At 59.6% G+C, this 21,596-nt stretch carries 24 protein-coding genes and 2 tRNA genes; 16 read left to right on the forward strand and 10 right to left on the reverse strand.

Annotation, left to right across the window (positions count from 1 at the left end):
- Positions 1–66 precede the first annotated feature (66 nt).
- Together FHT71_RS02495 and FHT71_RS02500 are read left to right on the forward strand one after the other, a co-directional pair.
- Positions 67–324, forward strand: a complete 258-nt coding sequence (locus FHT71_RS02495; protein ID WP_007796438.1) for a hypothetical protein — start codon at positions 67–69, stop codon at positions 322–324.
- Between the two features lie 152 nt (positions 325–476).
- Positions 477–1,625, forward strand: a complete 1,149-nt coding sequence (locus FHT71_RS02500) for an acyltransferase (RefSeq protein ID WP_132592461.1) — start codon at positions 477–479, stop codon at positions 1,623–1,625.
- Between the two features lie 227 nt (positions 1,626–1,852).
- On the opposite strand, the gene FHT71_RS02505 is transcribed toward FHT71_RS02500, so the two are convergent.
- Positions 1,853–2,095, reverse strand: a complete 243-nt coding sequence (locus tag FHT71_RS02505; RefSeq protein ID WP_007796443.1) for a DUF982 domain-containing protein — start codon at positions 2,093–2,095, stop codon at positions 1,853–1,855.
- A 310-nt stretch (positions 2,096–2,405) separates the two neighbouring features.
- Here FHT71_RS02505 and FHT71_RS02510 point away from each other — a divergent pair, with 310 nt between their 5' ends.
- Positions 2,406–2,654 (forward strand): hypothetical protein, encoded by a 249-nt coding sequence (locus FHT71_RS02510; protein WP_007796446.1) that lies wholly within the window; start codon positions 2,406–2,408, stop codon positions 2,652–2,654.
- 146 nt (positions 2,655–2,800) lie between these two features.
- Here FHT71_RS02510 and FHT71_RS02515 read toward each other — a convergent pair whose 3' ends face one another.
- The gene (locus FHT71_RS02515) at positions 2,801–3,658 is read right to left on the reverse strand and encodes a capsular polysaccharide synthesis protein (protein ID WP_183718842.1); all 858 of its coding nucleotides are present in this window, start codon (positions 3,656–3,658) and stop codon (positions 2,801–2,803) included.
- Between the two features lie 82 nt (positions 3,659–3,740).
- Positions 3,741–3,815, reverse strand: a tRNA-Thr gene (locus FHT71_RS02520).
- Positions 3,816–3,967: 152 nt separating this feature from the next.
- Between FHT71_RS02520 and FHT71_RS02525 the strand changes: the two genes are divergently transcribed.
- From FHT71_RS02525 to FHT71_RS02570, 10 genes are all read left to right on the forward strand, one after another.
- Positions 3,968–4,162: a hypothetical protein gene (locus FHT71_RS02525; RefSeq protein WP_037083322.1), complete on the forward strand. Its 195-nt coding sequence runs from the start codon at positions 3,968–3,970 to the stop codon at positions 4,160–4,162.
- A gap of 103 nt (positions 4,163–4,265) precedes the next feature.
- Complete coding sequence (gene murA, locus FHT71_RS02530; protein WP_132592457.1) at positions 4,266–5,558, forward strand: UDP-N-acetylglucosamine 1-carboxyvinyltransferase; 1,293 nt, start codon at positions 4,266–4,268, stop codon at positions 5,556–5,558.
- 115 nt (positions 5,559–5,673) lie between these two features.
- Positions 5,674–6,111: a DUF2948 family protein gene (locus FHT71_RS02535; protein WP_007796456.1), complete on the forward strand. Its 438-nt coding sequence runs from the start codon at positions 5,674–5,676 to the stop codon at positions 6,109–6,111.
- Positions 6,112–6,147: 36 nt separating this feature from the next.
- A complete protein-coding gene (gene hisD / locus FHT71_RS02540) occupies positions 6,148–7,446 on the forward strand; it encodes a histidinol dehydrogenase (protein WP_183718844.1) in 1,299 nt (432 codons plus the stop codon).
- Between the two features lie 3 nt (positions 7,447–7,449).
- The gene (locus tag FHT71_RS02545) at positions 7,450–7,923 is read left to right on the forward strand and encodes a UPF0262 family protein (protein WP_007796467.1); all 474 of its coding nucleotides are present in this window, start codon (positions 7,450–7,452) and stop codon (positions 7,921–7,923) included.
- 5 nt (positions 7,924–7,928) lie between these two features.
- Positions 7,929–8,405 carry a low molecular weight phosphatase family protein gene (locus FHT71_RS02550; protein WP_132592453.1) on the forward strand — a complete coding sequence of 159 codons (477 nt, stop codon included), beginning with the start codon at positions 7,929–7,931 and terminating at the stop codon, positions 8,403–8,405.
- Between the two features lie 117 nt (positions 8,406–8,522).
- Entirely contained in the window at positions 8,523–8,741 is a 219-nt protein-coding gene (infA, locus tag FHT71_RS02555) for a translation initiation factor IF-1 (RefSeq protein WP_003545338.1), read from the forward strand.
- Positions 8,742–8,793: 52 nt separating this feature from the next.
- A complete protein-coding gene (locus FHT71_RS02560) occupies positions 8,794–9,414 on the forward strand; it encodes a Maf-like protein (protein ID WP_007796473.1) in 621 nt (206 codons plus the stop codon).
- A gap of 19 nt (positions 9,415–9,433) precedes the next feature.
- Complete coding sequence (gene yacG / locus FHT71_RS02565) at positions 9,434–9,643, forward strand: DNA gyrase inhibitor YacG (RefSeq protein ID WP_183718846.1); 210 nt, start codon at positions 9,434–9,436, stop codon at positions 9,641–9,643.
- A 182-nt stretch (positions 9,644–9,825) separates the two neighbouring features.
- A tRNA-Phe gene (locus tag FHT71_RS02570) sits at positions 9,826–9,901 on the forward strand.
- A gap of 117 nt (positions 9,902–10,018) precedes the next feature.
- On the opposite strand, the gene FHT71_RS02575 is transcribed toward FHT71_RS02570, so the two are convergent.
- A complete protein-coding gene (locus FHT71_RS02575) occupies positions 10,019–10,252 on the reverse strand; it encodes a hypothetical protein (protein WP_132588302.1) in 234 nt (77 codons plus the stop codon).
- Between the two features lie 242 nt (positions 10,253–10,494).
- Here FHT71_RS02575 and FHT71_RS02580 point away from each other — a divergent pair, with 242 nt between their 5' ends.
- The gene (locus FHT71_RS02580; RefSeq protein WP_007796487.1) at positions 10,495–10,899 is read left to right on the forward strand and encodes a hypothetical protein; all 405 of its coding nucleotides are present in this window, start codon (positions 10,495–10,497) and stop codon (positions 10,897–10,899) included.
- Positions 10,900–11,034: 135 nt separating this feature from the next.
- On the opposite strand, the gene FHT71_RS02585 is transcribed toward FHT71_RS02580, so the two are convergent.
- Positions 11,035–11,241, reverse strand: a complete 207-nt coding sequence (locus FHT71_RS02585) for a hypothetical protein (protein ID WP_132588304.1) — start codon at positions 11,239–11,241, stop codon at positions 11,035–11,037.
- 237 nt (positions 11,242–11,478) lie between these two features.
- Between FHT71_RS02585 and FHT71_RS02590 the strand changes: the two genes are divergently transcribed.
- Positions 11,479–11,904 carry an OsmC family protein gene (locus FHT71_RS02590; RefSeq protein WP_132588305.1) on the forward strand — a complete coding sequence of 142 codons (426 nt, stop codon included), beginning with the start codon at positions 11,479–11,481 and terminating at the stop codon, positions 11,902–11,904.
- Between the two features lie 152 nt (positions 11,905–12,056).
- Positions 12,057–12,953, forward strand: a complete 897-nt coding sequence (locus tag FHT71_RS02595) for a DMT family transporter (RefSeq protein ID WP_132588306.1) — start codon at positions 12,057–12,059, stop codon at positions 12,951–12,953.
- 6 nt (positions 12,954–12,959) lie between these two features.
- Here FHT71_RS02595 and FHT71_RS02600 read toward each other — a convergent pair whose 3' ends face one another.
- The 5 genes from FHT71_RS02600 to secD form a co-directional block, all read right to left on the reverse strand.
- A complete protein-coding gene (locus FHT71_RS02600; RefSeq protein ID WP_007796500.1) occupies positions 12,960–13,979 on the reverse strand; it encodes a polysaccharide pyruvyl transferase family protein in 1,020 nt (339 codons plus the stop codon).
- Between the two features lie 41 nt (positions 13,980–14,020).
- Positions 14,021–15,511 (reverse strand): lipopolysaccharide biosynthesis protein, encoded by a 1,491-nt coding sequence (locus FHT71_RS02605; protein ID WP_007796503.1) that lies wholly within the window; start codon positions 15,509–15,511, stop codon positions 14,021–14,023.
- A gap of 68 nt (positions 15,512–15,579) precedes the next feature.
- Positions 15,580–16,497 carry a glycosyltransferase family 2 protein gene (locus tag FHT71_RS02610; RefSeq protein WP_132588307.1) on the reverse strand — a complete coding sequence of 306 codons (918 nt, stop codon included), beginning with the start codon at positions 16,495–16,497 and terminating at the stop codon, positions 15,580–15,582.
- A 669-nt stretch (positions 16,498–17,166) separates the two neighbouring features.
- Entirely contained in the window at positions 17,167–18,789 is a 1,623-nt protein-coding gene (locus FHT71_RS02615) for a VOC family protein (RefSeq protein WP_183718848.1), read from the reverse strand.
- Between the two features lie 218 nt (positions 18,790–19,007).
- Positions 19,008–21,563, reverse strand: coding sequence for a protein translocase subunit SecD (gene secD, locus FHT71_RS02620; RefSeq protein ID WP_132588309.1), 2,556 nt, complete (start codon positions 21,561–21,563; stop codon positions 19,008–19,010).
- Between the last annotated feature and the right edge of the window lie 33 nt (positions 21,564–21,596).

A 21,596-nucleotide genomic window follows, 5' to 3' on the forward strand; every position in this document is an offset into this window, starting at 1 on the left:
GGCGGCACTGGAACTAAAAACGCTTTTCATTAGTTAATGCTTGTAATCAAAACACGGGAGAAGCGCATGCAAAGACTTCTTCGACTGGGAGTGCCGGCGTTCGCGCTGGCAATAGGGACCTTTATCACGCCAGCTTCGGCTTCGCTCGAGATCACGAGCGACTATTCCGCTCTGCCGCAGGATGAGATGGCGATGAACGAATATACTGGGCCGGTGTCCTGCACCGCGCCCACAACGCATTATGTTCCATCCTTCATTCGGTCTTTTGACGGCACCATTATCGGCGTCGGCTACCTTGAAGTGCAGAGTGACGGTCGCTGTTGATCGTCCCCGTTTCGTTTGGAATTCTATGAAATAGGGTAGCCAAGATCGCTCTCTCCCAGGCAGGGCCGATCAACTTTTCTGGTTGTGCGTTGTGCGTTGCAGCACATTGCGTTAGCTTCCGCGAAGCTGAGCCTCAACCAGAAGGATACCCGATGATCATTGAGAGCAAGCGGATCGGATGCCTCGACGGGCTGCGTGGTCTAGCCGCCCTTTGGGTGCTCGTGGGCCACAGCCTGCAACTGACAGGCTGGCACCTTCCGATCCTTTCGTCGCCGGATTTGGGCGTTGACCTCTTCATTATGCTGTCCGGCTTCCTGATGGTCTTTCACTATCAGCTGCGCGAGACAGCCAATCCCTGGGAGAAACCGTCCACCTGGTTCGGCTTCTGGATGAAGCGCTTCTTCCGCATCGCGCCGCTCTATTATGTGATGCTGTGCATCGCGCTGCTGTTGGGCCCGCAGCTCTATGAGAGCCGCATGGTCATTGACACCTTCCTCGCGCATGGTCCGCAGTTGCCTGAGCGCTATCTGGATGGCAGCCTGCGCAATCTCCTTATCCATGCAAGCTTTCTATTTGGGCTGCATCCGGCCTACGCGTTCCGCACGCCGTTGCCGGATTGGAGCCTTGGCCTGGAGATGCAGTTTTATGCGGCCTTTCCGATTGTGATGCTGCTTTTGCGGAAAACCAGATGGCTGCCGGGCGCCGCCGTCGTTGCGCTTGCTGCCTTCTTCATCGCCAAGGCTATCCAGGCCGCGCATGTCGATTTTCCGATGCCGTCTTTCCTACCGCTGAAAATGCACGTCTTCCTGTGCGGTATGTTGATCGCCAACGGCTTGTTCGTGTCGCAGCGGCAAACCATCATGAATGGCTTGCTTGCTGTCATTCTGGTGATGCTTCCGATTGGCGGGGACATGACCTCGACGAAGGTCGCTATCCGCGTGCTTCTCGTGATCGGCTTCTTCGCGCTGGTGCACTACCATCTGTTGCCTGGTCTTATTGGAAGGCTCGGCGACCGCGTTTCGTCAGTCATGGGAAACCGCTTCTGCCATTGGCTGGGCGAGCTTTCGTTCGGTGTCTACCTGATCCATCTGCTGCTGCTGCAGCCGATTGCCGCATTCATGATCAGGCATTTCGGGGCTGAGATTTCGGCGCCGGTACGCTTTGCGATCGTCGTGGCCGCCCTCCTGCCGCTGGCCTATGCACTGGCTTACCTCGGTTTCACTCGCATCGAAGGGCCGGGCCAGAAGCTCGGGCGCAAAGTGTTGGACAAGATCGGGAAAAGGCGTCTGAAGCCGGCGTGAGACGGCTTATTGCAATCGAGGCTCGTCTGCTTTCGCAGAGGGTGACGAGCCTCTGACCATCATCATGATGGCTGCCGATGTTCTATTGAGAGACGTGCCTGAATGGCAATCAGCTTCCTCGCGGCGGTAACAGCAAGTGCGGCCAAGGGTTAACCAAAAATAAACTGTCGCCCTATTCTGAGACAGGTTGTCGACAATCTGCCGGGGATCGGAGGAGGAACGCCCGATCAATGGACCTTCAGTTTTGCTTCCTCTGCCGCCGCGACGAACTCCGCGCGAGCCTCCTCGACCGTTTTGCGGCCATCAAGAGCGGCTCTGCATGTGCTTCTTGCCTTCAGGTAACGCAATCCGCGAGCACTTGGCCAAAGGTCTGCCAGGCATTTCAGCGCGTCTAGAGGACCAAGGATCGTGCGCGCGCCCGTATTTTCAAATCCCACATGAATAGGATCATTCCATTTCTCTGCGGCCATCGGCGTGCTCCTCCATTGCTTAGGCCAAAAACGTATAGATCAGCCTCCGTGTTCCTCCCGAAGGCCTCATACTGAAGGCATTTTAGCGATATTTTCAGACCCCGCAAATGGGAAAACTCGTGCGCCGTGTGCCGGTCGACCGCTGTGTTCATGGGCCTCCCGTGTCTTCCGATCTTTCGCCCGCAAGGCGTTATCTCCCCTTGAGCGGTGACAGATCAGATGCCTGCACTTTTAACTGGCCGAATGCGGTGCTTTGTGCAACCATGGAGGCTCAACGTCAGTTAGCTCCTGTCAGCGTTGGAGATCGGAGATGCAGGACCTCAAGCATGTGCTGAATGCGGAATGCCAGAAGTATGTGTCTCTGGTCGTATCCATGCGAAGTGGTCAGCATCGATGGCTCGAAGTCGACGACGCCACGGGCAAGAAAGTGGACGTTACCGATGCGAAGCTTGCGACATTTGAGGAGACTGTCCGAACGCTGAGGCAGATGATCCAGGATCTCGATGCGTCGGACTATCTGTCATGCCGTCCGACGAAGGACTGGCACTTCGACGCCTGATGCAGGCATTTCGTCTTCAAGCCAACGACTTCGCGGGGTCCGCGAACCCGAGCGGAAGTTATAAAGCGATTCCGGATCTTAGCCGCCTGTTGATGTGAGTCCGCGCAGCCCGCGCGACGCAAGCTTCACGATGTGCGGTGTTCGCCCTACCGGTTCTGAGGAGCGGTTTCAGCGACTTTCCGGAGTTCGATATCCGCGTTGCTTTCGAGGGCATACGTGACCTCTTGATTGCTGAGCTTGGTATCAGAGCTGATCTTCAACCATGTGATCGCCGTCGTATCGACGTAGTCGGGGATCGGCTCCAATAGGTCTGGCTGTGTCAGAATACGCTTCAAAAGAATAGGACCCTTTGATGCGAGTTTCGGGGTGGCTTGCCAAATAGCGAGCGCTTTGCGGTCAGTCCTTATGATGTACTCAAAAAGGTACATAACCCAAAAGTAATGACGGAGCTTGCCGCGCTTTGAATAGTATCTCACCATCAACTGGAACCACTTGCTCACAAGGTAATTTTGCGGCTCCGCAGCAAGAAAAGAAATGCCCATTGTCCGGCCGGGGTAACTGTCAGGAAATGCGAAGAATCCACTCTCCATCAACGGTGGCAGCCATTCGTCCAACGGTTTGACGCAAAAAGTCGTCGCGTCCACCCAAACCCCGCCATAGTCCCTCAGCAGTGCGACCCTGATTAAGTCTGCCCGCCACTGAATTTTGCGGTTGCTTTTGGGAGGTGGCACGTTGACGAATTCGGCCGCGTTTGCGTCGCTCAGGATTCTCACATCCCAAGATGGATTTTTCCTAATCCAGGTATCCACGGCATAGCGGACAATTGGCGGCGCTTGCTCTAGCGGCTTGTCCCAATACATCCACACTATGCGAGGTAGTTTTTTAGGCATCGTTTCGAATGCATAGCGGGCATTCGCGGAATGGAACTTCTTCTTTCCAACAAAACTGCGCCGTATCGAATGGGCTACTTTCTTCCAGATCAGAAATGCGTCAAATAAAAGCATGGATAATCCCGGGTCTCCTACAAAGGCAGGCTGCCCAGCAAAGCCGGAAAAGGTCGCGCTCTATGATTTCTTTAAGGAAAACTGGTGCTGCCGAGTGGGATTGAACCACCGACCTCACCCTTACCAAGGGTGTGCTCTACCACTGAGCTACGGCAGCGAGGACCAGACGCGCAACCGATGCGGCTGCATTGCGTGAACGGGGGGCCTATTGCCACAGCTTCATGATAAGCGCAAGCCGCAATTTCCATCTTTGTAGAGATTGAGGCCCGGCCACTTTTGAATTGTCGCAAATTCGGATAAGCCTGCGGCATGACCGAGAACACCAAAAAAGGCCAGCACAGCCGCAAAGCGGAGATCGAGCGCCAGGCCAACCTGCGCCGCGAGCGCGCCGCCGAAAAGCTTCGTGAAAATTTGTCCCGCCGCAAACAGCAGACCCGTGCGCGCCGATCGGGGCAAGCGGATGAGACGAATGGGCTGCCTGCCGCAAAAATGGACGAATCGTAATGTTCCGTTCACGGCGAATTGAAGCCCCCGCTAATTTCGTCTAAACACCCGCATCTTTTTACAGACAGCCTTTCAGAAAGGCGGGCATCGCCCGTAAGCGCACATGGATCGTATTAGAATTGTCGGCGGTAATGAGCTTAACGGCATCATTCCGATTTCCGGCGCCAAGAATGCCGCCCTGCCGCTGATGATCGCCTCGCTGCTTACCAGCGATACACTGACGCTTGAGAACGTGCCGCATCTGGCTGATGTCGAGCTTCTGATGCGCATCCTCGGCAATCACGGCGTCGACGTTGCCGTCAACGGCCGCCGCGAGCGCCAGGAAGACGCCTACTCGCGCACCATTCACTTTACCTGCCGCACCATCGTCGATACCACCGCTCCCTACGAGCTGGTATCCAAGATGCGCGCTTCCTTCTGGGTCATCGGCCCGCTTCTGGCGCGCGAAGGCCAGTGCCGCGTCTCGTTGCCGGGTGGCTGCGCCATCGGCACGCGCCCCGTCGATCTGTTCCTCGATGGCCTTGCGGCGCTGGGCGCGAACCTCGAGATCGACAGCGGCTACATCAACGCGACCGCACCGAAGGGTGGCCTGATCGGCGCACGCTACACCTTCCCGAAGGTCTCGGTCGGCGCGACGCACGTGATGATGATGGCAGCGACGCTTGCCCGCGGCACAACGGTGATTGGCAACGCTGCCCGCGAGCCTGAGGTCGTCGATCTCGCCAACTGCCTGAACGCCATGGGCGCCAAGATCACGGGCGCCGGCACGAGCGCGATCACGATCGAAGGCGTCACTTCGCTCTCCGGCGCGCGCCACCGCGTCCTGCCGGATCGCATCGAGACCGGCACCTACGCCATGGCGGTTGCGATGACCGGCGGCGATGTCACGCTCGAGAACACGGATGCCGCGCTCCTCGACACGGCACTGGAAACGCTCCGCCGCGCCGGCGCTGAGATTTCGCCGACCAACAACGGCATGCGCATCCGCCGCAATGGTGCCGGCATCAAGCCGGTCGATATCGTCACCGATCCGTTCCCGGGCTTCCCGACCGACCTGCAGGCGCAGTTCATGGCGCTGATGACGCGCTCGACCGGCATCTCGCATGTCACCGAGACAATCTTCGAAAACCGCTTCATGCACGTGCAGGAACTGGCGCGTCTCGGCGCGAAGATCTCGCTGTCGGGTCAGACGGCGAAGATCGAGGGCGTGCCGCGGCTGAAGGGTGCGCCCGTCATGGCGACCGATCTGCGCGCTTCCGTTTCGCTCGTGATTGCCGGCCTTGCCGCTGAAGGCGAGACGATGGTTTCCCGCGTCTACCACCTCGATCGCGGCTTCGAGCGCCTGGAAGAAAAGCTCACCCGCTGCGGCGCCATCGTCGAGCGCGTCAGCGAGTAGCTAAAAGGGCGTCACTCACCCTTTGTCCCGGTTGCGCATTGCGTTGCCGCGCCTTATGTCCGTTGTCAGACGCATCGCCATTCCGGCGATGCATTGGCGATGGGGTTTTGCCTGAATGACTGATCTGAGGCTCGTTGCACTTGATAGCGAGGATCTTGCCGTCGTCTCCGCGCATTTGCAGGATAGCGTCTTCAAGGTCGCCGATATCGCCTGGTCGCCGCGCGAGGGTCAGTTCTCGGCTGCGGTCAACCGCTTCGTGTGGGAGGAAGCCGGCAAGAAGCGCAAGGGTTTCGAACGCCGCCGCGCGGCTGTCGTCTTCAAGCGCGTGCTTGCGGTGCGTTCGACCGGCATTGACCGCGAGGACCGCGACGAAGTCCTGTCGCTGCTTGCCATCCGCTTCGAGCAGAAAGGCGAGGGGCCGGAAGGCACGGTCGAGCTGGCGCTGTCAGGCGCGGCAACGATTGCGCTGGATGTCGAATGCATCGAGGTTCAGCTTGCGGATATCGGCGGGGCGTGGGAAACCGCATCCAAGCCGCGTCATCCCGGCGCTTGAGATCTGGTTCGTCTGTTATCAAAGAGGAATATCGCATTGGCAATCTGGCTGGATCAGGCATCGGAAGGCTTCGAGCAACGGTTTGCCGCCTTCCTGACGACCAAGCGCGAAGTCTCCGAGGACGTGAACACGGCAGTCCGCGCCATCATCGATGATGTCAGGGCCCGCGGCGACGTGGCGCTTGCCGAATATTCGAAGAAGTTCGACGGGATCGATTTTGCCGTAACGCCGATGCGCGTGACCGAAGCCGAGATCGACGCGGCTGTCGAAGCGGTTACGGCCGAGGTTCTCGGCGCGCTGAAGGTTGCGGCCCTGCGTATCGAATCGCATCACCGCCGGCAGCTGCCGAAGGACGATATCTACGAGGACGACATTGGCGTCGGCCTCGGTTCCCGATGGACCGCGATCGAGGCGGTCGGCCTTTATGTCCCGGGCGGCACCGCGAGCTATCCGAGTTCCGTGCTGATGAATGCCGTGCCGGCGAAGGTCGCCGGCGTCGATCGCATCGTCATTGCCGTTCCTGCAACAGGAGGTGCCGTCAACCCGGCCGTGCTTGCAGCCGCCAAGCTCGCGGGCGTCACCGAAATCTACCGGGTCGGAGGCGCGCAGGCCATCGCGGCACTTGCCTATGGCACCGAGACCATCGCGCCCGTTGCCAAGATTACCGGCCCCGGCAATGCCTATGTTGCCGCCGCCAAGCGGCAGGTCTTCGGCACTGTCGGTATCGACATGATCGCCGGTCCCTCGGAAGTGCTTGTTATCGCCGACAAGGACAACAATCCGGACTGGATCGCCGCCGATCTGCTTGCGCAGGCCGAGCATGATGCGAGCGCGCAGGCGATCCTCGCGACGGATGATGCCGAGTTCGCGAAGTTGGTGGAAGCAGCCGTCGAGCGGCAGCTGAAGACGCTCAATCGCGCCGAGACCGCTGCCGCAAGCTGGCGGGACTTTGGCGCGATCATTCTCGTGAAGTCCCTGGAGGACGCTATTGCGTTGGCAAACCGGATCGCGCCCGAACACCTAGAACTTGCCGTTGCCGATCCGGATGCACTGTTGCCTCGTATCCGCAATGCCGGCGCGATCTTCCTCGGCGCACATACGCCTGAAGTCATCGGCGACTATGTCGGCGGCTCGAACCACGTTCTGCCGACGGCCCGTTCGGCCCGGTTTTCCTCCGGTCTTTCCGTGCTCGATTTCGTCAAGCGCACTTCGATCCTGCGGCTTGGTGGCGAGCAACTGCGCACGCTCGGTCCTGCTGCCATCGCGCTCGCCGTGTCCGAAGGGCTGGACGCGCATGCGCGATCGGTTGCGATCCGCCTCAATCTGGAAAAGTGAGAGATGGCAGCGGGCGACTTCCGGCTTTGCGACGTCGTCCTTGACGACACCATCGGCCGAGCGACGCCCGACGTCGAGCACGAGCGCGCGGTCGCCATTTTCGATCTTGTCGAGGAAAACAGCTTCACGCCCATCGGTCATTCCGGCGGTCCGTACCGGCTGAATATCTCGCTGGTCGATTCCAAGCTGGTTTTCGCGATCACGACGGAGGACGGAGGTGCCGTCGCGACCCACATCCTGTCGCTGACCCCGTTTCGCCGCATCGTGAAGGATTATTTCCTGATCTGCGAAAGCTACTACGAGGCAATCCGCTCGGCCTCTCCAAGCCGCATCGAGGCGATCGACATGGGCCGGCGCGGCATTCACAACGAGGGCTCGCAGACGTTGAAGGATCGCTTGAACGGCAAGATCGAGGTCGATTTTGATACGGCCCGCCGGCTGTTCACGCTGGTCTGCGTGCTCTACTGGCGCGGCTGACGGCGATGGAACCGGCGGTCGGGGCAGGCGAGGGGGCACGGCCGGGCGCCATCCTGTTCATGTGTGGAATGAATGCCATCCGCTCTCCCATGGCCGAGGTGATCGCCCGTAGCATGTTGCCGGCGAATGTCTATATCAGGTCCGCGGGCGTCCGTGCTGGGGAGCGCGATCCCTTCGTCGACGTCGTACTGGAGGAGATCGGTCTTTCTCTCGGCCGGCATCATCCACACACGCTGGAGGAGCTCGAGGACGACTACTTCGACCTGATCATCTCGCTCTCGCCTCCAGCGCACCATGCCGCGCTGGAGCTGACCCGGTCAAATGCCATCGAAGTCGTCTATTGGCCGACCATGGATCCGACTGTCGTTCAGGGCACACGAGAGCAGATTCTGGATAGCTACCGGGAGGTCCGTGATCATCTGACCGAACTGATCGAGAGCCGGCTGGTTAGAAGAAACACCATCGCCGCGCAATCGGCGTGAAACAAATGACGGAAACGCGATCAATTAGGTTCACAAACCCCCGTTGATTGTGTAGTTTCCGCGCAAATTTGGGGCGGCTACCGCCGTCATCTCAACCGACAGGAAGAAAACCGCTATATGCCTAAAGAAGAAGTCCTCGAATTTCCGGGTATCGTGACCGAGCTTCTGCCGAACGCGACGTTCCGCGTGAAGCTCGAAAACGAACACGAGATCATCGCCCACACGGCCGGCCGCATGCGCAAGAACCGTATCCGCGTTCTGGCAGGCGACAAGGTTCTCGTCGAAATGACTCCCTACGACCTGACTAAGGGCCGCATCACCTACCGCTTCAAGTAGGCCGTTCAAGGCTCGAAAGCTTTAGCTCCCGTCTTCCGGTGGTCGAGGTTCCATGGCGCTGAAATACAAGCTCATTCTGGCTTCCGGCTCGCCCCGCCGTGTCGATCTGCTCAATCAGGCAGGGATCGAGCCCTCGCGCCTGATGCCGATGGATATCGACGAGACGCCGAAGAAGTCGGAACACCCGCGCTCGCTGGCGCGGCGCCTGTCGACGGAAAAGGCAGAGGCAGCACTTGCCGCCATCAAGGGCGACATGACCTGGAAGGGCAGCTACATTCTGTCCGCCGATACCGTCGTCGCCGTCGGCCGCCGTATCCTTGGAAAGGCCGAATTCGCGGACGAGGCATCGGCTGCGCTGTATCTGCTTTCCGGCCGCAGCCACTGGGTCTATACCGGCGTCTGCCTGGTGACGCCAGACCGCAAGATCCGCCAGAAGATCGTCGAGACCAAGGTTCGCTTCAAGCGCCTTTCCGGTTTCGAGATCGAGAACTATCTCGCCTCCGGTCAATGGCGCGGTAAGGCGGGCGCCTACGGCATCCAGGGGCTGGCCGGGACTTTTGTGCAGAAGATGGTCGGTTCCTATTCCAATGTCGTCGGTCTGCCGCTTTATGAAACCATCCTTCTGCTGACCGGTGAAGGCTTTGACGTGCATAGCCGGTGGCCCGAGGGCTGATCCTCGAAGGGACCGCTCCATGCCTGACGAAAAGAAAACAGCCGCCAAGGTCGAACCGCTGCGCAAGACACACCCTTGCCCGGAATGCGGCAAGCCATCCCACCGCGAACACTATCCCTTTTGCTCGAACCGCTGCCGCGAAGTCGATCTTTCGCGCTGGCTCTCCGGCTCTTATGCCATCCCCGTTGCCGACGACGAGGCGAAGGCCGATTACGAAGATGAGGAATAGGCTCGTTTTCCACGGGCGAAGCCCTTAAATTCGTTGATGAATCTGGAAAATTCAAAGGCTTCTCAAAAAACTGTCATTTGGCGCTTGCCATGTCCGGACAAGATGCTATAACCCCGCTCGCTTCCGGGGCGAACCAAGGTCCTCGGTTCTTTCTCAGGAAGGAACATCTGCGAAGCGGGTTGGCCCAGATAGCTCAGTTGGTAGAGCAGCGGATTGAAAATCCGCGTGTCGCTGGTTCGATTCCGGCTCTGGGCACCACTTTTTCAGACTCGTACCAAACTAGCTTCAGATCGATCGCAGGGCATCTTTTTCGCCGACGCGTCGTTTAGCCGAGCGACACGATAACCATCGTACAGAATTTGTGTTGATTGATGCTTAAGCCATCCGTCGCAGCACATCCAGCAGCGTCTGCGTGTCGTCATTGGCGCCGATCCGCCTGAGGCCGTCGTCCGCAAGCGTGATGATGGCTTCGAGCGCTTCGTGCTCGCTCCAGCCCGCTTCGACCGATGCGGCGACGAAGTCGCGGAAGGCGAACTGCAGCGCGTCCTGGCAGCGGATGTCCCGATCGGGGTCGTCGCTGGCGACGAAGGGTTTGTAGATGTCTCTCATCTCGCTCTCCGCGAATGTGCCGACAAGGCAGTATATTCGAGATGAGTTTAAGGAAGTGCTTAAAAATGCGCTACCGTTCAGAGGCTGTGCTGCCTCCGCAACGAACCGGCAATACCGCTCCGCGGTTGGAGTTGCCGGATGGTAACATGATAGTTTGTCGAAGGTTAAATCTTCGAAGGCCGGCCGTTCTCAATTCTATTGAGCAATGATAATACTATCGACGCAAACGGAGGGGGTACTCTATGCCACGCATCTCGCAGCTATACTTTAAGACTGCAGTGATATTTCTGATCGTCGGCATCGTCATGGGTCTGAACATGGCGATTTCACAGGATCATAGCGTCATCGGCGCGCATGCGCACTGTAATCTCCTGGGGTGGGTGACCATGGCGATCTTTGGCGGTTACCATGCGCTCAATCCCCAGAAGGCCGAGAAGCGCATCGCCATGATCCAGTACTACGTGTATACGGCTGGCATCGCCCTGATGGTGCCGGCGCTCTACCTCATGCTTCAGGGCAATACGGCCATGGAGCCGCTTGTCGCTCTAGCGTCGATTATCACCCTTGTCGGCGTACTGCTTTTCGCCTTCATCATTTTCTCCAACGGGAAGGTGGTCGTCACACCATCGGCGCCGTCTTACCGCTGATACCGCCCAATGCAACGTTTGGCAGGGCGTGATCGCCTTGCCGGACGGTCTGTTAGCGCAGATTTCCGTGCTGGGTGCGCTGTCGTCTTCGTGTCGCTCGCCCGCGTCACCGTTGCGCGGACATCGCGCAGAGTTTCAGTGGATGATCTGTATGCGGATCTGTTCCTTGGCCGCATAACTGTGGCAATCGCTGGGCGCATCGCCGACGAAGATCACGTCGCCATCTGAGTCGAACAAGCCCCAGCAGGGCTCGTCGTCGACGTAGACCTTTCTGACATAACCGAAGGGCTCGGCATCGATGATCACGCTGGGTGCAACAGGAACAGCCGCAAGTGCTCGCATGGATAACTCCAATGAGTCGTTTCTGTTTTAGTGCACCCTTATATTGCTCTTTGAAGCTGACGCGGGGCTATCCTCAGAAATCGGGATGGGAAACTGAGGTTGACGAGCGGGCAGATTGGAGCCGGCCGAATCACTTGGGACGGTCTGTTTTCCTCGCGCCGCCAGACCAGAAGCGCGTTGTTGCGGCCATTCAAAATGCCTATCTAGAACGGGCTATCATCACCAAAGGATTTCCCCATGGCCGACCTCAAGGCCCGTCCCCGTCCCGTTGGCGCAACCGCCGTTCTTGGTCGTACCGGTTTTCCGCATATCACCTCGGCCACCAAGGGTGAGCTCGATATCGTTACCGGCGCGTCGCAACCGGGCTTCAATCCGCTGGATCTCCTCTATGCGTCGCTGTCGGCCTGCCTTGTGCTGAGCGCGCGCATCGCTGCGAGCCAGATGGGCCTTCTCGACCGGATCACCGAGATTACGGCCGACGTCACCGGCGAGAAGGCGAGCGAGGGTCCGTCGCGCGTCCAGACATTCAACGTCGCGTTCTCGATCAAGGGCGACCTCGATGAGGAAACGCGCGTGAAGATCGCGCATGCGGCGGAAGAGATCTGTACGGTCAGCAACACCATCGGCGGGACGCCTGAATTCTCGACCGTCATCTCAGGCTGACTTGTACGGTGCTGCAAATTCGCATCGGCAGGCATTTAAGATTGCGCGTTTGTCTGCCCTTGCCGTTCCTCGGCTATCCGCTCGCCACAGCTTCTGATAGGTCCCTTGCTCGCCGCCAGTCTTGAGGCGGTTAGAAAGCATTCGAGAGACATGTGTCGCAAGCCGCTGCCAGTATCGCTGAAACCCCCGCATCCAACCGGTTTGCCCTTGCCGCCCTGATCCTCGGCGGTGCGGCGATCGGCGGCTCGCCGATCTTCGTGCGGCTGTCGGAAGTCGGGCCGATGGCAACGGCCTTCTGGCGGGTGGCGCTGGCCCTGATCACGATCTTCATCTTCTCGCTTGCCAAGGGCAAGGATGCCGGGCCGAAGCCAGAAAAGCTGTCGGATTATGCCCTGCTGATCCTGCCTGGCGTCGTCCTTGCCATGGATCTTGCCGCCTGGCACCTCTCCATCACCATGACATCGGTCGCCAACGCAACGCTGCTCGCCAATCTTGCCCCCGTCTTCGTCACGGTGATCGGCTTTCTGTTTTTCGGCGCAGTCGTTACCCGCGTCTTCGTTCTCGGCCTCATGTTGGCGCTGGCCGGCGTGGTTATCCTAAAGGGCGGCCCCGCAGCGCTTGGCAATGGCGATCTGCGCGGCGATGGCGTGGCGGTGATCGCCGCCGTGTTCTATGCGGGTTACATCCTGGCGATCGGCAAGCTCCGCAGCCGCTTCGATACGGTCCGGATCATGCTCTGGAGCACCGCATCGGCCGCTGTCTGCATCTTTCCGTTAGGCTTCTTCTACGAAGGCCATATGCTGCCGCCGACGGCCTATGGTTGGGCGATCGTCTTCGGTCTCGCCTTCGTCAGTCATGCCGGCGGGCAGATGGCCATCGCTTACGCGCTTGCCTATCTTCCCGCAGCTTTCTCCTCGCTGACACTGCTGCTGCAGCCGGTCGTGGCGGCGATCCTCGCCTGGGTGCTGCTCAGCGAGCCGATCGGCCCAATGCAGGCGATCGGCGGCATTGTGGTGCTCGCCGGGATTTTGGTTGCCCGGCGAGGCTGATTTCAATCAGGCGACCGCGGCCGGGGCGACCCGACGCGCATCGAGAATGGCAAGCGCCTCGTCGACCGTCGAGGCAAGCTCTGCCTTGTCGCTGTTGCAGGTACCCCACGCCTCGATGAAGCTGCTCGTCTTGCCGTAGCTATTGTCGAGAACGCAATGGTCGGCACCCAGAAGCACGCACATGATATGGCCGTGCATGCGGTCGGTGATGACTTGGCGCGCGGAGCTCAGCAGGGCCACGCCGCGGTCGAAGCGCTGTTGCGCCCGCTCGCGATAGGCAAGCTCGGTCATCCGCGCGCGACCGCCGATACGACCGGTCAGCAGCCCCTTCAAGATTGCGGCATGCTTTGTCTGGCGCTGGAAATCGGCAGGCTCATCGGGCCAGTCCGATTTCACCGTGCCCGGACGCAATGTTGCAGCGGTCAGGTCTTGTGCGGCGCCGACCTCCTGGTCTTCACGGAGATTGAGCAGCAGCTCATGCTGCGGCGCCGGGCGAGTGACCGGACCGATGCAGAAAGCCATATCAGGGCAAAGGCGTGTTTCGCATGGGAACCAGCGCTGGGCGAATTCCAGGCTTCGCTGGTCGCGGACGAGAAGCGTGAACTGGCCGTGGCGCTCGATCGCCCGCGCAGTGCTGTCGATGTTGGCCTGCTCCTTGAAGTGGATGGTCTGCGGCATCTGCACGATCGGTCGGCCCTTGTGCTTGTTGAGCAGACCTTCGCGGAACTGGCGGTAGCCGGCCCAGATGTCGCCGAAATTGCCGCCACCGTGGAGAAAGATGCGGCCGCTACCGATTGCGCCAAGCATCCGGCCTTCGTCGTAGGTCGGGATTTCGGTCACATAGGTTGGCCGCGTGCGTTTGCGGTCGAAATAGGCAAGTTCACCGAGCCAGATGGCGCTGTCGCCGATGTTGTAATGATTCGGAAAGTCGAGAAGCGCAAAACGCTCCGACGGATCAAAGAGATCGGAAAGGCAATTGGCGATCACGCCCTGAAGGCGGTTGATGATCGTAATATTGGATTCCATTAAATGCTCCTTGTTTACGGACAAGAGGTCCATGCAAGCGGCTATGCTTCGGCCTGTTTGCGGAATGGGTTGAGGGACATGGCAAGCGCGATGTAGGGGCGGATGACCGAGCGGCCGAAGATCGGCAGGAAGGCAAGGTAAATCGCTCCGCCGAGACCGATGCTAAGGCCGAGCGCCAGCCAGCGGTTGTGAACGTGCGCCAGGATGACGGGATGCGCAAACCAGACGCAGACGGCCATGAGCGCCGCGCCGCAGAAGGGCAGGGCGACGGCCTTCAGCGTGCTCTTTGCGTCGATATGCGCGTATCGCGCCAGCACATATTGCTGATAGGGCATCGTCAGCCAGGCACGCAATGTGTAGCCCGCCGCAACAGCGACAACGCCATAGGGGACGAGCAGCCAGGTGAGGATCAGCGTCGTCACCAGCTGTAGGGCTGCGACGGAAAGGATCGATTCCGCCCGGTTGACCGCAGAAAGCGCCGACGAGGCAAAGAAGTTCATGACGAAGGGAACCGACATCAGCACGAGCACGGTGGCGATATCACCCGCATTGCCCCACTTGTCGCCGAAGAGCAGGGCGATCATGTCGTTCGACAGAGCGCCGAAGCCGAGCAACAGCGGGATGGTTCCGAGCGCCGCTGCGCCGACGATCTTGTTATAGGCGCTGCGGAAGGCGGTGTGATCGTTCTGCAGGCGCGACAGCGTGACGAGCGATACGCTGCCGATCGGCGCAAGCACCGCCTGGCCGATCAGCTCGATCAGCCGCCAGGCAATGCGATAGCGGCCGACTTCAACCGGGCCGAACCAGCGCGAAATGAAGATATCCTGCACGCGGGCAAGCAGCATCCACATCAGCTGGGTGACGACGAGGCTGATGCTGAAGAGGAAGACGGAGCGGAACATCGAGACGTTGAAGCGGAACTTCGGCATCCAGGGATAGTAGAACCACCCAAGCAGGACGGTCACGGCGGCGTTGACCGCGGTCTGCGCGACCAGCGCCCAGACACCCCAGCCGAGAAAGGCGCAGACGACGGCGGTGACGCCGGAGAGCAGGCTGGCGGCGATCGCCTGACCGGCGAGGCTCTTGTGGCCGAATTCACGGGCGAGGCGGGCATTGTGGATAACCGCCAGAGAGGAAATCGGAAGCAGCGGCGCGAGCCAGCGAAGGATGCCTGATACCGACGGGTCGCGCACTAGATCGCCGTAGTAGGGCGCAAAGAAGAACACCAGCGAAGCAACGATGCCGCTGAATGCGATCGTCGCCCAGAAGGCCGTGTCGGCTAGCTCCTCGTCGAGATCGAGCTGGCGCGTGACGGCATCGCCGAGGCCCGCATAGGCAAGCACGCGGCCGATTTCCACGAACAGACTTGCAAGCGCAAAGGTACCGAAGTCGCCGGGGCCGAGAATGCGCGCAAGGATGACGAAGATCACAAAGGTTGCGATCGTGCTCCAGGCCACGCGGATGACCGACCACAGGACGGAGAGCGCGGTTTTCTTCTTAAGCTCGGCGTGGGCAATTGCCGTATCGGCCATGCATTATCCAATCGAATTTGGCTCGCGAAGGTTCGCGCGTTGATTCTGCTGGCGGCGAGGAGAGCGCCTCAGGCGGGCTGCTTTGCCTTTGGAGCCCGCCAGTAGGCGAGCATGCCGGTAAGGTTGTCACGAAGCTGGCTGCGGTAAGTCAGGCCAAGTTCCTCGTTGGGTTTTCGGCGCCCCATGGCTTCCATGACCGCCTGGCGGATTTCCCAGCGCAGCATGCCGCGCATGTTTGAGCGGCGATCGAAGAGATATTTGGCGTATAGCGCTCCGTTGCCGAAGGCATAGCCGGTTTGGAGGCGCTTGATGTCCGCGAGCTCGCGACGCCCATGGAAGTGTTTGACGGCAAAATCCGGCAGATATTCGACACGCACACCGGCATTGAAGGCTCGGTGCACATAATCGGTGTCCTCGCCGGAGCGGAACGGCGACCCGGCCCCGAAGCGAGTATCGAAGAGGCCGATCTTCTCGACCAGCGCATAGGGAAACGCCATGTTGGCGCCATGAACGAAGCCGCCGGCATGCAGGTCGCTGGTCAGTACCGCAGGTTCCATTTCAGGCTTGATCGTCACCGGCAGGTCGCGTGTATCGCCAAGCTCGATCCGCCCGCCGCGCATGACCATCTCCGTATCCGAGCTGAAAAGCGCCGCAAGCGTGCTGAAATAGTCGGGGAAGATCTCGCAATCGTCGTCGGTAAAGGCGAGGATGCGGCCTCTCGCGGCGTTCAGGCCCGTGTTGCGGGCGACAGCAAGGCCCGGCTTCGCTTCATAGATCAAGTTGGTCTTGATTGGAGCGGTCGACGCCCACCGGCGCACGACTTCCGACGTCTCGTCCGTGGATCCATTATCCACGAAGACGAGTTCAAGTCTCAGATAGTCTGCCTGGCGGGTGGCAACAGAAACGGCATCCAGGCAGTTCGTCAGTCCATAGGCTCGATTTCTCGACGAGATGATCAGGCTGATGTCCACGGGTCGAGGAGGCATTCAATTTCCCCTTCTGCGATCGATGTCGAAGCGAGGATAGGGCTGGGACCCCGCTTCGGCAAGGAGCATTTTGCGCTGCAGCAAAATAGAACAGATGGAGCAGTTCGCAGACGAATGTGGTAATTTCTTGCCGTCTGTAGAGAATAAGATAATCTAAATATAGATGTAAAAGATAAATCTTAAAATCGGTGGATATTGCAAGTCGCAATAATTCTCAAAAACTCATAATTGTATGAAAAATAATATACATAGGGTGAGAATAGAGTTTTGTTGTGTAATTGAAGCGACATTTATTGTATAAAATTCTTAGTTTAATTTAACAAATACTTTTCCATATGTGTCTCGCAATAGATGATGCGAGCGGCTCTAGATCCCTGGAGAAACGAGCGTCAGATTTTTCCTGAATTACAAATAACCGAAATGCGCCGGTGCGCCGCGATCACCGTTCAAACGCGGCACGAAGCAGAAAAGTGCAACCGTCGGGAACCAGAGATATTTGTTCGCGATCGTTCAGCGAGAATTGACGGAGGCTTGCTCGCGCTTTCTTTCAGTCGTTGCATTCCGGACAATGCGAGAGGGCGGAATTGCCGGCGGTTCCGCGCGCGACGTACCTGAGGAAAGGGCTCGCCGCGCCTGAGACGGCGTGCCGGCGCTGCGAGCCTGTCCATGTTAGTTGCTCTGCTGTGACAGCCATTTCTGGATGATCGGAATGTCTGCGTCGCCGAGGTCGTGTCCGCCGGAGATGACGTCCGAATCGACGGTCGCTCCCGATTGCTTCAGTCGCGCTTCGAGCTCGCTGGCATACTTGCCGTAAGCATCCGTCTTGCCGCTGATGACCAGAAGATCCGTACCCTTGAGATCGGCGTGCGGAAACGTCTTCAGGACCGGCATGGAGCGCAACAGAACCGCTTTGTGTACCAGATTCGGATGCAGATAGAGAAGCGAGTTGAGCAAGTTCGCACCATTGGAATAGCCGACATAGACGATCTTCTTCGGATCTAGGCCATATGATGACACGGCGCCCTCGATGAAGGCGGCGAAGGCTTCGGCTTCGCTCTTGATGTCGTCCTGGTCGAAGGAGAACGGCGTGATGCGCTTATACCAGCGCGGAATGCCCTCCTCGGTCGCCCGTCCGCGCACGCCAAGCAGTGTGGCTCGCGGGGCCGCCTCGTGCAGCAGGGGCATCAGTGTCGTCTCGTTGCCGCCCGAGCCGTGCAACAGGACGAAGACACTGCCGTCGGGGTCTGGCGGCGTATAGAAGCGGTGGACGAAGGGCAGATCGCGATAATTGATACGGGGCTCGCCGGGCATCGAAAACTGCGGAAGCACGACCTTCAGATCCTTGAGATCGGTGATCGGGTCCTTGGGAACGAAAAGCTTGGTGCCAAGCGTGGCCTGCGGCTCGTCAACCGTCATGCCGGGCTTGTCGGTCGCCAGTTCGATCAGCGTTCCGCCCGGCTCGCGGGCATAGAGCGATTCGAAGTATTTGCGATCGTGCAGGTTCGTCGCCGACGCGCCGCTCTCCTTCAAGGCATCATGCACTTTGTGAAGTTGCTCTTCGCTGGTGGCACGGAACGCGACGTGGTCGGCAGTCCCAGGACCCGGAGCGCCGGACCAGAAGCCCTGCGCATTGCGGATGTCGACGATATCGCCCGATTCTGACACAAGCCGATCGATGTTGCCGCGGTTGGCCTGGAAACGGTAGCCGAAATGGCGCTCCACGAAGTCGCGGCTTTCGGCCGGCGTTTCCGTCAGCATGGTAACGCCGCGCACGCGCTGAACGGCGTGCTCCACCGGCACGCCCGCGCCATCCCAAACGGCCGAAGATTTCAGATCGCGGGCTCCTGCGAGCTTGACGATGATGTTGTCGGGATCCTTCAGGCGCAGGACCGGTTCACCAAACTCATCGGCCGGACCTTGCGAGCGAAGCCCGAAACTCATACAGCGGGTCAGCCAATAACCGATGCTGGCTGGGTCGATGGCAAGCGACAGTTCACCGATCTGGCTGTGGCCGACGCGCCCGGGTGATCCGTCTTCCCATACCAGGAAGGTCACCAGCGAACCGGGACTGCCTTTGGCGTCTCCGTAAAAGAGATGAAGTTGTGTGGCGTCTTCGAAACCGGCTGTCTGCTTGACCAGCCGCATGCCGAGAAATCCCGCGTAGAAATCCACGTTTGCCTGGACCTTTCGGGTGATAAGGGTCACGTGATGAATGCCAGATACCATTGAGCACAGTCCGGATGGCTTGGAGGGCGATGTAAACGCCAGAATCAGTGCGATTATAAACGTCATGGCGTCATAATTGGAGTTTGCCTTGAAGGTTCCGCCTAAAGAATTAGGCTATCTCCACGCGGCTGCAAATCCAAACTGTCCAGTGCGTCCAGAACCTCGGGGAATCGCTGGAGGGTCGGCGGCTTGTTCATGTAGGCGCTTGCACCGAGACTCTTGGCGCGCTGAGGGCGCCGGCTTTGCAACCGGCGCCCTCATTTCGTTTCACTTCAGCACGGTATTTAGCCAACGGTCTTGCGCGGCTGGCCTTCTTCCGGGGGGATGATCTCCGCCGCGGTGTCTGTCGCAGCGACAGCCTTGCCGTGGCGACGGCGCCAGTCGCCGAGGAAAAGCAGGATCGGCGCTGCGATGAAGACCGACGAAGCACCGGCAACAAGAATGCCGAAGACCATCGGAACAGCGAAGCTTTCGACCGCGCTGCCGCCCCAGATCGCCATCGGCAGCAGGGCCAGGAACGCCGTCGCGTTGGTGTAGAGGCTTCGTGCCAGCGTCTCATTGATCGACCGGTCGATCAGCTCGCGCAGCGGCATCGACTTGTAGAGCCGCATGTTTTCGCGCATGCGGTCATAGACCACGACCTTGTCGTTCACCGAATAGCCAACCAGCGTCAGGATGGCGGCGATAGCGGTCAGGTTGAAGTCGAGGCCGGTCAGCGCAAAGAAGCCGATCGCTTTGGTCACGTCGAGGATCAGCGTGACGATGGCGCCCACAGCGAATGGCCATTCGAAGCGCCACCAGATGTAGAACAGCATCGCCAGGCTGGCGATGACGACCGACAGGATGCCGGCCCAGGCCAGCTCGCCGCTGACCTTCGGACCGATGACGTCTGTGCCGGTCACGGTTGCCGACGGGTCGATCTTGATGATCTCGGCCTTCAGCTTCTCGACGGCTGCTGTCTGGGCTTCTTCACCGCCATCCTGCCTCTGCGCGCGCACCGCCATGGTGTTGTTGTCGCCGTAGGATTGGAGCGAGACTTCGCCGAGGCCGAGGCTGTTCAAGCCCTCGCGGAAGCGACCGAGATCACTGGCCTCCTGCGTCTTCACAGACATCTGGATGCCGCCGCGGAAGTCGACGCCGTAGTTGAGGCCGGGATGGATGAAGAGAATGACCGAGGCAATCGACAGAAGCGCCGAGACCGTCACGCCGAAAAAGCGAGCCTTCATGAACTGGATGTGGCGACCGTAAGGGTTGAACATCATCGGTATCAGGGGCCTGATGTTCAGAACCTTCAGCTTACGACGGCGCGTGATCTCGATCATCGTCACCCGAACGAACGCGACTGACGTGAACATCGAGATGATGAGGCCAAGCGCCATGGTCACGGCAAAGCCGCGGACCGGACCAGTGCCGAACCAGAACAGGATCGCCGCTGCGATCAGCGCCGTCATGTTGCCGTCGATAATGGTCGAATAGGCGCGGCGGAAGCCGGTGTCGATCGCGGCGAAGGCGCTCTTGCCCTTGCGCGTTTCTTCGCGGATGCGCTCGTTGATGAGAACGTTCGCGTCAACCGCAAGACCGATACCGAGGACGACACCGGCGATACCGGGCAGCGTCAACGTCGCTCCGACAAGCGTGAGCGCAGAGAAGGTCAAGATGGTGTGGATGAGCAGCGCGAAGTTCGCGAGGAAGCCCCAGGTGCCATACAGGATGAAGATGAAGGCTGCGACCAGCGCAAAGCCGACGATGCCGGAGTAGATACCCATGCGGATAGCGTCCGCACCAAGGTCGGCACCGACGGTGCGTTCCTCGATGACGGTGAGTTTGGCAGGCAGCGCACCGGCGCGCAGCATGGCGGCAAGCGTGGTTGCGCTGTCAGCCGAGAAGTTGCCGGAGATTTGACCGGAGCCGCCGGTGATCGGTTCACGGATGACAGGTGCGCTCAGAACCTTGTCGTCGAGAACGATGGCGAAGGGATTGCCGACGTTCTGGCGGGTGATGTCTGCGAAGCGGGTTGCGCCGGCGCTGTCGAAGCGGAAGCTGACGACCGGCTCATGCGTGTTTGGATCGAAGCTGACGCGGGCATCCGAGAGGCGGTCGCCGGAGATCTCGACGCGATCGAGAACTTGATAGCTGTTGCCCTCCTCGTCCTTCAGCATCGTCACGCCCGGTCCAGGCTGGTTGTTCGGGGCGAGCATGTGGAAGGACATCTTCGCCGTCGAGCCGAGAAGCTGGCGAAGACGGGACGGATCCTGTGCGCCAGGAAGCTGCACCAGCACGCGGTTTCCGCCGATACGCTGGATCGTCGGTTCTGCAACGCCCACTTGGTCGACGCGCTGCCGAATGACTTCAAGGCTCTGCTGGACCGCAGAATCGACGTTGCTGGCGATGCCGGCCGGCGAGAAGGCGACGATGATGCTACCGCCATTTGTCGTCACCGAGAGATCGGACTGGCCGGCGCTGAGGCCGGTGGCAATCGCGTTGCCGAGGGTCTTCAGCTGCGTGACGGCTTCGTCGCTCTGGGCCGGATCGGTCAACGTGACGACGATCTGGTTCTGGTTGCGAACGATCGACTTCGTCTGGATATTCTTCTCACGAAGCACGCGACGGGCGTCCTGCAGGAGCGATTGCAGACGCTCACGGGTCAGGTCCGCTTCGTCGACTTCGAGAACAAGGTGCGAGCCACCGCGAAGGTCGAGACCGAGCGAAACTCGGTTGTGTGGCAACCACGAAGGCAAGCGGTCGAGCGTCGACTGCGGCAGTGCGTTCGGCAAAGCGATGAGAATGCCGAGGAAAATGATCACCGAATAGGTGAACACCAGCCATGGTGAATTACGCATGTTGTTGTTTATCCTTGATAACGCTTGAGCCTG

This window comes from Rhizobium sp. BK060, from assembly GCF_014193145.1.
GTDB lineage: Bacteria > Pseudomonadota > Alphaproteobacteria > Rhizobiales > Rhizobiaceae > Rhizobium.

Bases quoted from the DNA above. Each gene is read 5' to 3' on its own strand.
- FHT71_RS02495 (WP_007796438.1), top strand. From the start codon at position 67: ATGCAAAGACTTCTTCGACTGGGAGTGCCGGCGTTCGCGCTGGCAATA.
- FHT71_RS02500 (WP_132592461.1), top strand. From the start codon at position 477: ATGATCATTGAGAGCAAGCGGATCGGATGCCTCGACGGGCTGCGTGGT.
- FHT71_RS02505 (WP_007796443.1), bottom strand. From the start codon at position 2,095: ATGGCCGCAGAGAAATGGAATGATCCTATTCATGTGGGATTTGAAAAT.
- FHT71_RS02510 (WP_007796446.1), top strand. From the start codon at position 2,406: ATGCAGGACCTCAAGCATGTGCTGAATGCGGAATGCCAGAAGTATGTG.
- FHT71_RS02515 (WP_183718842.1), bottom strand. From the start codon at position 3,658: ATGCTTTTATTTGACGCATTTCTGATCTGGAAGAAAGTAGCCCATTCG.
- FHT71_RS02525 (WP_037083322.1), top strand. From the start codon at position 3,968: ATGACCGAGAACACCAAAAAAGGCCAGCACAGCCGCAAAGCGGAGATC.
- murA (WP_132592457.1), top strand. From the start codon at position 4,266: ATGGATCGTATTAGAATTGTCGGCGGTAATGAGCTTAACGGCATCATT.
- FHT71_RS02535 (WP_007796456.1), top strand. From the start codon at position 5,674: ATGACTGATCTGAGGCTCGTTGCACTTGATAGCGAGGATCTTGCCGTC.
- FHT71_RS02545 (WP_007796467.1), top strand. From the start codon at position 7,450: ATGGCAGCGGGCGACTTCCGGCTTTGCGACGTCGTCCTTGACGACACC.
- FHT71_RS02550 (WP_132592453.1), top strand. From the start codon at position 7,929: ATGGAACCGGCGGTCGGGGCAGGCGAGGGGGCACGGCCGGGCGCCATC.
- infA (WP_003545338.1), top strand. From the start codon at position 8,523: ATGCCTAAAGAAGAAGTCCTCGAATTTCCGGGTATCGTGACCGAGCTT.
- FHT71_RS02560 (WP_007796473.1), top strand. From the start codon at position 8,794: ATGGCGCTGAAATACAAGCTCATTCTGGCTTCCGGCTCGCCCCGCCGT.
- yacG (WP_183718846.1), top strand. From the start codon at position 9,434: ATGCCTGACGAAAAGAAAACAGCCGCCAAGGTCGAACCGCTGCGCAAG.
- FHT71_RS02575 (WP_132588302.1), bottom strand. From the start codon at position 10,252: ATGAGAGACATCTACAAACCCTTCGTCGCCAGCGACGACCCCGATCGG.
- FHT71_RS02580 (WP_007796487.1), top strand. From the start codon at position 10,495: ATGCCACGCATCTCGCAGCTATACTTTAAGACTGCAGTGATATTTCTG.
- FHT71_RS02585 (WP_132588304.1), bottom strand. From the start codon at position 11,241: ATGCGAGCACTTGCGGCTGTTCCTGTTGCACCCAGCGTGATCATCGAT.
- FHT71_RS02590 (WP_132588305.1), top strand. From the start codon at position 11,479: ATGGCCGACCTCAAGGCCCGTCCCCGTCCCGTTGGCGCAACCGCCGTT.
- FHT71_RS02600 (WP_007796500.1), bottom strand. From the start codon at position 13,979: ATGGAATCCAATATTACGATCATCAACCGCCTTCAGGGCGTGATCGCC.
- FHT71_RS02605 (WP_007796503.1), bottom strand. From the start codon at position 15,511: ATGGCCGATACGGCAATTGCCCACGCCGAGCTTAAGAAGAAAACCGCG.
- FHT71_RS02610 (WP_132588307.1), bottom strand. From the start codon at position 16,497: ATGCCTCCTCGACCCGTGGACATCAGCCTGATCATCTCGTCGAGAAAT.
- FHT71_RS02615 (WP_183718848.1), bottom strand. From the start codon at position 18,789: ATGACGTTTATAATCGCACTGATTCTGGCGTTTACATCGCCCTCCAAG.
- secD (WP_132588309.1), bottom strand. From the start codon at position 21,563: ATGCGTAATTCACCATGGCTGGTGTTCACCTATTCGGTGATCATTTTC.